The sequence below is a fragment of the Dolichospermum sp. UHCC 0260 genome (assembly GCF_009711985.1).
In the GTDB taxonomy this organism is placed as follows: domain Bacteria; phylum Cyanobacteriota; class Cyanobacteriia; order Cyanobacteriales; family Nostocaceae; genus Dolichospermum; species Dolichospermum lemmermannii.
The window spans coordinates 1-12776 of sequence record NZ_VIKZ01000018.1; the positions used below are offsets into that span (position 1 = coordinate 1).

The following is a 12776-nucleotide window of genomic DNA, read 5'->3' on the forward strand; positions in this document are numbered from 1 at the left end:
TACAAACAAACCCCTCTCCAAACCTCTCCCCTAAGCGGGGAGAGGCTTTGAAACCCCCCTTCCCAGCCTTCGGCACGCTGCGCTAACGTAGGGAAGGGGGGCTGGGGGGTTAGGTTTTTGGAGATTATCGGTTTCATCTAATACTTTTCAAACAACCTCTTAGAGATCCCGCAGGGCAGACACAAAGTTTGAAATTGCTGATTTTTCAAGTTTATCTTCCAATTCAGCAACTCCACAAACAGTTAAATTAAGAATCTAAAGATTCAGTTATAATGGGACGATAATAAATTAGAAAAAATCCTCACAACAGGGAGTTAGAGTTATGGTGGCTACTCCAATCTCAACTGCTCCACAACTATCAACAATAGCAATCTCTTGGGAAGCATTACCCGAAGATTTTATCCTAGAAGAAGAACCTGTGGAAAACACTGCACAACCATTAATTGCTGGGGCATTACGAGAAAGTCTGGAACTAAGTGGATATATTGAATCCACCATGCTGATAGCTGCCAATTTAGGCATATGTGCCACAATGAATGACAAACTTGTTGTTAAAGCCCCAGATTGGTTTTTTGTGCAGACGGTTTTACCCTTGTCTGGGACAACAGATAGACGCAGTTATACACCTCATCTGGAAGGAGAAATTCCCCGCGTTGTCATGGAATTTTGTTCAGATACAGACGGGAAAGAATACTCAGCTAGACGCGCCTTCCCCCCCGGAAAATGGTTTTTTTATGAACAAATTCTCCAAGTCCCTACCTATGTAATTTTTGATCCCCTGACGGTTGAATTGGAAGTTCATCAAATTGAGTCAGGACAGTATAAATTACAGCCAACAGACGAGAATAATCGCTACTGGATTACAGATATGGGATTATTTTTGGGATTGTGGGAAGGAGAAAAAGAGGGGCGTATAGGTTACTGGCTAAGATGGTGGGATCAAGCAGGTAATCTGTTACCCTGGGCAGTCGAAAAGGTAGAACAAGAACAGCAACGGACTGAACAGGAACGCCAACGGGCTGAACAGGAAAGTCAACGGGCTGAACAGGAACGCCAACGGGCTGAACAAGAAAGTCAACGGGCTGAACAGGAACGCCAACGGGCTGAAAGATTGGCAGAACAATTACGCGCACTGGGTATTGATCCAATTGATTAAATGTGCGTTTTCTAAAATTGTTGTAGAGATGTTTCATGGAACGTCTCTACTTTTTTCACCAGATGTCTAATCAATCCCAATTGGCAAATTCATCACTAATATTGCGAAGTAGGGCAGTGATTTGAGTGCGTCGGGTTTCAAAGTTAGCAGCAATGTAAATTAACAAAATACCAACTAATAAACCAACAATCCATTTTAAGAAAGAATAACTCAGACTGAAAATTACTAATTGGTAAATGCTAGTAATTAAAAAAGTACCTGTACCAACATAAAGAAAAGCGCGGACTTTTAAACCTAAGCCAGCGAAAATAGTAATCAGACTAAAAACACCAGGGATAAAAGGCAGATTTTCATAAAACAAAATTGTCCAACCGCAAATTAAACCACTTCCTAACATTCGCAAACTGTGACGGAGAGGTTTGGTTGTTGATAATTTTAGTTGTTCATCTATTTGGGCAATATATAGTAAAGATAAACCAATTGGTATAACGTACCAAAGAGAATCTCTGAAGTTTAAATCATTAAACCAAGTAAATAATGCCCAATCAATTAATATTAAACTGATATATGTAAACCGGATTTGTGTGGCAGCGTTAGCTAAAAAGACGTAGTAAGCAGCAACGATAATTAAAGTAATAGGATAGGTTGTTAGTCCCGTTGTTCCTACAATAATTAATGGGAGAATGTATGCTGTGCGTTGCCAAGGCGTTTTTGACCAACCTAATCTTTGCCAAGGTAGAATATATAGGAAGTAGGCAAATAGGCAGGATATCGCTCCATTCCAAGGTAGTAATTGCTCAAATATTAATCTCCCTATTGGTAAATTTCGTAAATAAATACCAATAATTCCTACTTCTATTAAACCTAAATAAACCCAGATTTCTTGATTTGTTTCTTGGGAATTTTCTTTTCCTTGCCAAATCGCATAGCGAACTAAAAATAATCCTGTTCCTAATACGATAGACGAGTTAATTTGGATAGGTAAAGTCATAGCAAAAAGGAATAAAATACTACTCCAAACCCAATGAAGATGGGCAATATTTTTTAATTCTTGAGAATTTAAACCCAGATAACTAATCAGCCAGGGTGTGAGGATACGGTAAGCATACATGATGCTAGTACCAAGGGCTGACATGGCAATTAAACCATCACCTAAAGCCTCTCCTTTAGATAGGGACATTTGATAAAATAGGAGTTCGTAGGCGGAAATTGATAGGCCGATAATACCAAAATAAAGGAGGGGTTTAAATGCTTCCCGTCGTCTTCCTACTCCAATGAGAATTAAGGCTACACCCAGGGAACAAAAACCTGTAAAATTGGCAAAGGTATTTAATCGCAAAATGACGCTAAATGCACCATAAATAAGGGGGAGAATATGAAAACTATTGGGTAATGTTTGTAATTGATGTTTGCGTCGCCACCATTCACCAAATAGCTGAGTTGTTAAACCGAGAATGATGTTTGCTATGGCGATTCTAATGATTGAATGTTCGCCAAATCCTAAGATTTCTGCTGTTAATAATTCTAAACACCAACCGATTCCATAAAATGCTGCTTCTTTAGATTGTCCCCAACTGCGATAGACAATTGCCCCTAAAATTATGGCTGTGGTGATAATATAGAAATATTCGGTTTTGATAGTTCCTTGATAAATTAAGCTGGAGTGCAAAGTTAGGGCTGATAGTTCTATTGTACATAATGCGATCGCCCATTTATCACTTGCGGCTGCATAAATTATTGCCAATTCTGTACCTTTGCGTAAAAGTACACCACGCCATAGCCATAAACTCAGTATTGTTAATGCAGTAACGACAAACCAACCTGATATTTTTAATTGGATTAAACCAAATACACCTTCACCTAATAATGCAGTCAGGAAACTTAATCCAAAACCAATAATTATTCCTGCATATATTTGGTTTCTTGAATAGCGAGTATGGACTAACATTACCGCTATACCCACACCCAAACCGATTAATCTTATTCCTGGTAATGGTAAAGTTAATAATTGAGAAATCCCTACAGCGAAGACACTTAAAAACCTGTTATTGGTGCGAGTTGGTTCAGTGTTACGAATAGCTAAACCTGTTAATGCTAAAGGTGTAATTAACCAAATTACGCCTAAAGAGTTTTGATTTTGCCAATTACCAGCCCAATAATTTTGAGCATTTACCCATAATAGAGAAAAACTGATTGCAGCTAATACTAAACCAATATACCATGCACTCCGTCGCGTTATGCCTTCACCAAGACTAAATCCCCATTCAGCTATCATGATAGCTAATAAGATACCAGCCCAAATTTCTTGATTTAAACTCGGTAAAAACCAATTAATGCTAGAAATTAGCGTCAATACTCCCATACCATGAGTTAAGTATATCAAGGGAGGATAAAAAGCTGCACGACGTTGGATAAATGTGGCTAGAGTAATAGTAGATAATAAAAAATTAGCCGTTCTTAATGTCGGATTTACTAAGCTAATTATTGTTAAACAAATCCCTAAAAATAAAGTTAGATATTCTCCAAAATCTGCCAATTCTTGATTTTCTTGATCATGTAATTTATCTGTTAACCATAACATTAATATGATGTAGGGAAATAAAGCAATACTCAATAATACCCAAGGGTGATTTTGAGTATTGGTTAAATGGGTAGCGGTGCTAATTAGTAATGTTTTTAATTCATTAGGAATTAATCTCCAACCTAGCCAAATTGTCTGTAACCCAATTAAGAAAATAGCTAAAAAATCTTTTTGTAAATTATATTTTTGTAAACGACGACTAAAAACCCACAAACTTAAAATGCTGACTATTATAGCTTGGACTGGTTCTGTTATGACTGAAACTAACCAACCTAATAAAAGTAAACTTCTTCCTAATTTTCCCCAAAGGATAGAAGGATTTGTAGAAGAATTTTTTTCTGATAACCAAATTACTAAACCACCGCAAATCCCAATTGCTAAACCTAATTGAGTAATATTAACTCCAGCTATAAAAATAGCCCTTGTCAGTAAAGTTAATAAAGCGTAAATCAGGAAAGTAAAATATAAACTAATTCCCCATTGTGGAGTTTCTGTATTTGTATTTTCTTGGGGTTGGGTGAATTGATTGTAAACAGTAATAGTAGTTGTGCCTATCATTGCTAAATAAACAGCAATTAGGGGAAAAACTGATAACTTCCAACCCCAATGTAAATAACTCAAACCGATAATATTGATTAAAGGTAATTTACTACTGGGAAAATTAGTAATAATATTGCGGTTTTGACAAAGTTGATTAGTAATAAATGTGAGAGTCAGAGATGCAATTCCTATCACAATTAAATTCAATGGATTTTGCCACAAACTAAAGCTATCCATTGCCCAAAAGTTGATAGGCACTAATAACAATGTGACTATTAATAATGTCTGTGCAGTTAACCTTAAATTGCTTTGTTTACCCGCCCAAAATGTAAATCCACAAAAACTCAAAGTATACGCAAATAAAACCCCATACTGTCCAACTGCGGGGAATCTTTCCCACTGACTTGCAGCGAGAACACCGGAGGAAAGCACTACTAAAAATATACCCAAAAACAGCAACCACCGCACACTTAATTCTTCACCAAAAGATTGCAGCATCGAATTAACAAAGCTGGGTTTTTTAGGTACTGTTGGTATGGGAGGTAAAGTCGCAATTAATGGTTTTCGTGGGGGTGTGCTAGGGGTGAAAATTTCCTCTGGTTCTGATGCAGTTTGAGGTGTAAATACTACAGTGCAAGTGAGATATTGACGGGATATTTGTTTAACTTGATCATCAGATATTAAACCGAGATTTAATAAATCATCTAATCCTAATAATAAGTCAGGATGATTAGATGGTAGTTTAATGGGAATTTTCTGGGATGGTTCAAAAGGTGATGTCATAATCTGCAACCCTGTAAATGTATATCAGAAATAGCCCTTTTAAGATGACTGGATAATTTAAAATATTTCAGTCACATTAATACTGACATCAGGAAAAGCTAAAATTGATAAAGTCTGATTTTTTACTAACTTCTGTATATCTTGATAAACTCCCTGGAGAGGATTTCGATATACTTCTATAACTTCCTGATTAACATCTATTAACCAAACTTCAGGAATATTTGCTTCTGCATATAAAGGAATTTTTACTTCTCTGTCATATTTTATCGTTGTGTCGGCAACTTCTATTAACAAAAATATATCTTCTGGTTGGGGGTGTGCAGTTCTATAAAAATCTGCACGGGGTTTTAATAATGCTATATCTGGTTGAGGTTCAGAAGTTTCATCTAATTCTACTGGGTTTTGGACATTAATTAAGGCCAGACCTCCTAATAGCAACGCTAGTAAGTTACTTAAAAATAAAACACAACCTGAGTGTCTTGTACCAATAGGGGACATATCAATCATTTCTCCGCGAATTAATTCTAATCTTTCATTTTCTGACAAAATACCAGATTCAGCCATTTGGTGAAATTGCTTAACTGTAAATTGGTGTCTGAGTAATTGTAAAACCATTGTCGCCTCTATGGGAATTTTAATTAATAGGGGTGAAACTAGGGAATCTATTAAATATTCTACATTTATTTTAGATCTTTTTTATCTGTGATGTAAATACCACATACAGTATAAACGAGATATTTCAATTGCTTCTCTCAAAATATGCGATAAACTAATTGCCCAAGTATCAAAATATTGATTTTTATCTTTAAGAATATGTTCCGTATCAGTAGTTATTAAAAGAATATCACTATAGGAAATATCTACATTATCTTTAAACTCCTCAAAAGCTTGGATAATTGTACCACATATACTATCTCTTAGTTCTACTGCTATTTTATTGGGTAAGTAATACCCTTCAGGATTTTTGCGACAGGCATTTTTGTATTTTTGAACATGATCAAAAATGTTTTTTCTAATCAGTGGAATAATATCAAATTTGACATTTTCTGATATTTCTTCTAATAAAATACATTCAACAATTTTTCCAAACACTTTATAGTCAGTTAGCCCGTCTCCAACAATTCCCACATTGATATTATTCATGATATTTTACCCAATTGTCCCTGTGTACCAAAGTTCTGCTAACTGATATTTTGGTATTTTTATTAACTTTTTATTTGTGTCTTCTTCAATTTCATATTCTACTTCATCATCTTTAATTGCTCCAATTCCTACAAGGGTATCAAGTGCAGTATTTAAGTTTCTCACATCGCTTTGACGACTACGTTTATCTAAACGAACTGTATAAACATGATCAGGATGTTGATTAAATTCTCTCAAAACTGAAGGGCTGTGAGAAGTTAAAATAAATTGTGTTTTTACAAAACCATCTTGACTAGGTGATGTTGCTTGCCAAATCCAATTCATCAATTGTTGTATATTCCCTGGATTAATACCATTTTCTATTTCTTCCAGCATAATAATAGCAGGTGGTCTTCTCAATGATGCAAGCAAACTTATTGCCGCAATTTTCATAAAGCCGTCTGATACAACTTCTGGCATAAATTCTTCTACAGAACCTTTACGTCCTAAATCGAATTCCCAGATTAAACTGGAACGATTTGGATCATAACGAACTCCAATAAAACTTGTATCAACAGTTCTCATTTTAGCAATAAATGATGAAAATATACGTTGTTCTTTTTCTTTTACATGGCGTAGAAATGACTGAAAGTTACTTCCTGTTTCTCCTAAATATTCTGGTATTCTCCTTTGTTCTATTTCAAGACTGTTATTAAATTCATTGTGTTGTTCTTCATCTATATCCTGATTGTTTTTTTGTTTGAGGAATGCAGGTTGAAAATGATAATTAAATGTATTAGTAAAATAAAGAAAAAATAACTCACATAGTGCTTTTTCTTTTTCATCTAAAAATGTATCTGATTGTATTTTTTCTCTTAATTCTAGTATATTTGTTGGTTGATTATAGCCACTGTCAACTTCTTTGGGTGTTGGATTATTAAGTAATTTGACAGTTATTTTCTCTTGACAACTAGCATTACTTGTAAATTTATGGCTTTCATATATTTCTATTTTATAATTAATTTCTCCGTGTTCATGATTCCATGAAATTTCAAAAGACATCGGTTCATCATCTTTAGCAAGTCTGTATTTATATGGATATAAATCTATTCCAGTGACATTTCTATATTTATTATCAGGGTTTCCTTTTTTGACAAGATTACAAAAATGTTGTATTCCTGCTAAAAAATTTGTTTTACCAGAATTGTTATTACCAATTAACAAAGTTACTGGATATAATTCTATAGTTGTTGATTTATGAGTTCTAAAATTCTCTAAAGTAACTTGTTTAAACATCGTAACCTCCCAAAAATATCATTATTTTACCTTGCTCGTTATCTTAAGATTTTACACTATAATTTCAGGAATATATGAAAAATGGTGGGCATTGCCCACCCTACACTTAAGGAGTTTCAGAAATTGCCCCTTGCATTTTTACAAAAGTATCTATTAAAGTCTGCAATTGTTGGTCTGCTTTAAACACTCCTAAACCTCTCGCTGTTACCTTCCCAGGAGAATAAACAAACCTTGCTTTCATTGTGGGAGTGAGGTTTTCTGCTAAGAGATTCCAAGCTGGTTCTTCCATTGGTGTTTCTAAAACAATGTGCTGTTTATTCTCTGGTTTAATGCGGCTAAATCCCAGATTTTTAGCTAATTGTTTGAGTTCCATAACTCGTAATAACTGACTAGCTGGAACTGGAATAGTCCCATATCTATCAGTCCATTCAGCAGCAATTTGTTTTAATTCATATTTTGATTTTACTGTAGCTACAGCCCGATAAGCACTCATTTTTTGATCAAGGTCAGTAATGTAAGTTGCCGGAATAAATGCGGTGAGATTAAGGTCAACTTGGGTATCTTCAACTTTGGGTATTTCTTGACCTCTAATTTCTCGAATTGCTTCTTCTAACATTTCCATGTATAAGTCAAAGCCAATTACATCCATTTGACCAGATTGTTCTGCACCTAGCAAATTTCCCACACCGCGAATTTCCATATCTCGCATTGCTAATTGATATCCAGAACCGAGTTGAGTAAATTCTTGAATTGCTCTTAATCTTTGTCTAGCAGCATCAGATAATTCTCGTTGTTTGGGGTAAAATAACCATGCGTGAGCTTGAATTCCTGCCCGTCCTACCCGACCTCGCAATTGATATAATTGAGATAACCCAAAACGGTGAGCATCTTCAATTAAAATTGTGTTAACTCGCGGAATATCCAAACCAGATTCAATAATTGTCGTACAAACAAGAATATCAGCATCATTATTGCCAAAAGTCAGCATAGTTGATTCTAACTCGCTTTCGTCCATTTGACCATGAGCGATCGCAAATCTGCCTCCAGGAACCATTTCTCGCAATTTTGTCGTGGTTTCTTCAATTCCGTCTACTCGCGGAACTACATAAAATACTTGTCCACCTCGATCTAATTCTTGTCGAATTGCACTTCTAATAACATCGGAGTTGAGCGGTGAAAGATGGGTTTGAATTGGTCTTCTGGTGGGAGGTGGTGTGGTAATTAAACTCATTTCCCGAATTCCCGACAATGACATATATAAGGTTCTGGGAATGGGAGTTGCAGAAAGAGTTAAAACATCAACTTGAGTTTTTAAGCTTTTGATTTTTTCCTTTTGATTAACTCCAAATCTTTGTTCTTCGTCAATTACTAAAAGTCCTAGATCTTTAAATTGGACACTTTTACCTAATAATTGATGCGTCCCCACAACTATATCTAATTCTCCTGTAGCCAGTCGTTTTTGAATATTACGTTTTTCTTCCGCACTGCGAAACCGATTCAGTAAACCCACATTTATAGGATAAGGGGCAAAACGTTCTTTAATTGTGTGATAATGTTGTTGAGTTAAAATTGTTGTTGGGGCTAAAAGTGCAACTTGCTTTCCTGCGGTAACAGCTTTAAAAATCGCCCGAATTGCTACTTCTGTTTTCCCAAAACCCACATCTCCACATACTAACCTATCCATCGGTCTTTCGCTTTCCATATCCCGTTTCACATCTTGTACCGCTTTGAGTTGATCTGTGGTAGGTTGGTAAGGGAAAGAATCTTCCATTTCTTCTTGCCAAGGCATATCATGAGGATAGGAAAAACCTTGTTGTTGAGAACGGGCTGCATACAATTTTAATAAATCTACCGCTAATTTCTTAATGGCTTTGCGAACTTTACTCTTCGTATTTTCCCAAGCTTTTCCGCTCATTTTATGTAATTCTGGGGCTTGATCTCCACCAGTGCGGAAACGAGATAAAGAACCAACTTGGTCAGCCGCAACTCTTAACAAACCATCTGCATATTGAACAACTAAATAATCACGGGTTTCATCATTAATTGTCAGACTTTCTAATTTGACAAATTTACCAATTCCATGACTACGATGAACTACATAATCTCCCTGACGTAATTTGTTAGGATCAACTTGTTTAGATGTCGCTTGACGACGTTTGCGGACATAGCCAAAATTAGCTAAGGAATGTTGTCCATAAAATTCTCTATCGGTGACAATAACCAACCGATAAGAAGGTAAAATACAACCTTCTAATTCTGCTAAACCGGAATATTTAAGAGCAATTGGAATATGATTAATTTGCAGTTTATCAATAGCTTGATAATCACGAGGATTGGGAATAAACTGCGCGGGACAATCATGTTCTTGCAGAAGAGAAACAGAACGGGAAGGTTGAGCCGAAAGTATCCAAACTGCAAAATTGCGTTCGCGTTCTTTTCTAATTGTTTCCCCTAATTTTGCAAATTGATGAGGTGTAACAGGTAAAGGTCTACTAGCTAAATTCAGTCCACTATTTTCTTCTGATAATTCCGATAAATATAACTTTCTAAAATTGCCAATTTCCGCTATACACTCATCAAAGTTTCGATGAATTTTCGGTAATGCAACTGACAACTGTACCGGCGAAGCATTTGGAAGATAAATTATCGGTGGTTGCAAAAAATGGTCTTCTAAATGTTTCGCCCCTACTGACCACTGACTATTAGCATTTTCCACCCAGCGATCGCTATGAGCATAACATTGTTCTAGTTCATCAATGGCGACAAGAGTATTTTCAGATAAATAATCTAATAATGAAGCGGGTTTTGCAAAAGCCAACCCCAAAAACCGCCGACTTCCTTCTAATGTTCCTAACTCTGAAGAAATTCCCTGGAACGTCTCTACATTTGGTAAATCTTTCAGTGCATCTGAAATAATAGGTGCAAAACTTGTAGGGGTGAGAGTAATTTTTTCCACCTTATCCAAGGCAGAACGTTGGGTAGCGGGGTCAAATTCTCGAATTTGTTCAATTTCGTCGCCAAACCATTCCAAGCGCACAGGCAACTCTGAGGACACCGGAAACACATCCACAATATCCCCCCGTCTACTCCATTGTCCCTCAGTTTCCACCAGAGGAACTCGTTCATATCCCAAAAGAGTGATTTTTTCCCCAAACCCATCTAAATCAAATTCCATCCCTTTTTCTAAGGTTACACAAAATGATTTAAACGCTTCCGGAGGTGGCAAATGTGGCTGTAATGCCCCCACAGTGGCAATTATGGCAGTTTTTTGCTTTTGCAACTGACCATTTACCAAATCCGCTAAAACCTGCATTTGACCCCAACTTAACTCATTTTCAGGGTCAAAAGGTTCATAGGGAGAAGCTTCAGAAGTTGGGTAAAAATGCACAGTTTTCCAGCCCATTGCTTCCATTTGGGCGAAAACTCGGCCAGCTTCCTCTAGGGTGGCACAGACCACACACAAATCCTGATCTTCATAGTTTGCTAATGCTGAAGCTACCAGTCCCTTAGGTAGCCGAGAAATCCCATTTAACCGCAATTCCCGTTGTTTGTTGAGTTTGGTAATTAGTTCGGCGGTAAGAGGCGATCGCGCCAAAGCACGCACAATAGAAGAAAAGGCCATATATTTCAAATATCTTACGCTAAAAAAGGAAGTCGCTGCTGATGTCAAAATCTAAAAGCAGTTTATATTAGCTATTTTAAAAGTTTTCATGGCACTCTAGAGGATGATTCCCAAAGAATCAAGCTTAACTACTAATAGATAGAAGAAATATAGCTACTACTTTGTGTATAGTCAAATTATTCAGAGAATTACCTAAAATAATGGATACTAATAAAATGTCTAAATAAACTGGATTTCTCATCCTGTGTATACTTTTACTCTTTATACCAGCAATTTTAAAAATGTCTTCCTTCACGTTTGAAATTTTAACGATTTTAGTGCTAATTTTCGCTAATGGTGTATTTTCCATGTCGGAAATGGCCGTAGTCTCAGCCCGGAAAGTTAGACTACAGCAGTTAGCCAATCAAGGAGATATCAACGCAAGGGCTGCATTAAAACTCGCAGAATCTCCCAACCATTTTTTATCTATTGTCCAAGTAGGGATTACACTCATTAATATCCTTAATGGTGTCTTCGGTGGTGCTACCATTGCCAAAAGACTGGAAGAGTATGTCAAATTAGTCCCAGTTTTAGCGAATTATAGCAATGCGATCGCCTTTGGGGTAGTGGTATTACTAATTACCTATTTTTCCCTGATTGTCGGTGAACTCGTCCCCAAACGTCTGGCTTTAAATAACCCTGAAAAAATCGCGGCTTTAGTAGCTATCCCCATGGGGACTTTAGCAAAAATAGCTTCACCTATAGTGAAAATTTTGAGTGCTTCTACGGATTTGGTATTGCGAATTTTGGGAATTACACCCTCTGCTGAACCGCAGGTTACAGAGGAAGAAATTAAAATACTCATAGAACAAGGGACAGAAGCGGGGACATTTGAAGAAGCCGAACAGGACATGGTAGAGAGAGTTTTCCGGTTAGGCGATCGCGCCGTCACCTCTTTTATGACACCCCGTCCTGATATAGTTTGGTTAGACTTAGACGACTCTCCTGAAGAAAATCGCCACAAAATGGTGGAAAACGGCTATTCTCGCTATCCAATTTGTCAAGAAGGATTAGATAACGTCCTGGGAATTATTCCTGTCACCGACTTATTAGCGAGAAGTTTACGGAATGAACCCTTTGACTTAACACTAGGATTACGTCAACCCGTATTTGTCCCGGAAAGCACCCGCGGTTTAAAAGTTTTAGAATTATTCAAACAAACCGTCACACACATGGCTTTAGTTGTAGATGAATATGGCGTAATTCAAGGCTTAGTCACTCTTAACGACATTATGAGTGAAATCGTCGGTGATGTTCCCGCAGAACCAGGACAAGAAGAACCCCAAGCTGTACAACGGGAAGATGGTTCTTGGTTAGTAGATGGAATGTTAGGAATAGAAGAGTTTTTAGAACTATTTGATCTGGAAGAATTAGAAACTGAAGAAAGAGGAAATTATCAAACTTTAGGCGGTTTTGTGATCACCCATTTAGGACGGATTCCCGCAGCCGCAGATCATTTTGAATGGGATAATATGCGGTTTGAAGTTATGGATATGGACGGAAATCGGGTTGATAAAGTGCTAGTTGTCCCGAAAGGAATGGGAAATGGGTAATTGGTTTATCTTTAATTCTGAAGATGCTTCCAATTCAGTATAAAATAGAATAGATTGTCAATAAATCAATCAGAGTCAAACATG

The 12776-nt window shown here is 36.7% G+C and carries 7 protein-coding genes; 2 read left to right on the plus strand and 5 right to left on the minus strand.

Annotated features, from left to right (window positions below):
* Window positions 1-325 precede the first annotated feature (325 nt).
* Window positions 326-1156, plus strand: a complete 831-nt coding sequence (locus tag FJR08_RS08920; RefSeq protein ID WP_371260404.1) for a Uma2 family endonuclease — start codon at window positions 326-328, stop codon at window positions 1154-1156.
* Between the two features lie 70 nt (window positions 1157-1226).
* On the opposite strand, the gene FJR08_RS08925 is transcribed toward FJR08_RS08920, so the two are convergent.
* The 5 genes from FJR08_RS08925 to mfd all read right to left on the minus strand — a co-directional run bounded on the left by FJR08_RS08925 (window position 1227) and on the right by mfd (window position 11100).
* On the minus strand, window positions 1227-5060 hold the full coding sequence (locus FJR08_RS08925) for a DUF2157 domain-containing protein (RefSeq protein WP_168632920.1): 3834 nt from the start codon (window positions 5058-5060) through the stop codon (window positions 1227-1229).
* Window positions 5061-5117: 57 nt separating this feature from the next.
* Window positions 5118-5675 (minus strand): Uma2 family endonuclease, encoded by a 558-nt coding sequence (locus FJR08_RS08930; RefSeq protein WP_053538791.1) that lies wholly within the window; start codon window positions 5673-5675, stop codon window positions 5118-5120.
* An 81-nt stretch (window positions 5676-5756) separates the two neighbouring features.
* Window positions 5757-6203 (minus strand): hypothetical protein, encoded by a 447-nt coding sequence (locus tag FJR08_RS08935; RefSeq protein ID WP_168632921.1) that lies wholly within the window; start codon window positions 6201-6203, stop codon window positions 5757-5759.
* 6 nt (window positions 6204-6209) lie between these two features.
* Complete coding sequence (locus FJR08_RS08940) at window positions 6210-7478, minus strand: AAA family ATPase (protein ID WP_168632923.1); 1269 nt, start codon at window positions 7476-7478, stop codon at window positions 6210-6212.
* A gap of 106 nt (window positions 7479-7584) precedes the next feature.
* Entirely contained in the window at window positions 7585-11100 is a 3516-nt protein-coding gene (mfd, locus tag FJR08_RS08945; RefSeq protein WP_168632924.1) for a transcription-repair coupling factor, read from the minus strand.
* 281 nt (window positions 11101-11381) lie between these two features.
* Here mfd and FJR08_RS08950 point away from each other — a divergent pair, with 281 nt between their 5' ends.
* The gene (locus tag FJR08_RS08950) at window positions 11382-12692 is read left to right on the plus strand and encodes a hemolysin family protein (RefSeq protein ID WP_148760026.1); all 1311 of its coding nucleotides are present in this window, start codon (window positions 11382-11384) and stop codon (window positions 12690-12692) included.
* The last annotated feature ends 84 nt before the right edge of the window (window positions 12693-12776 follow it).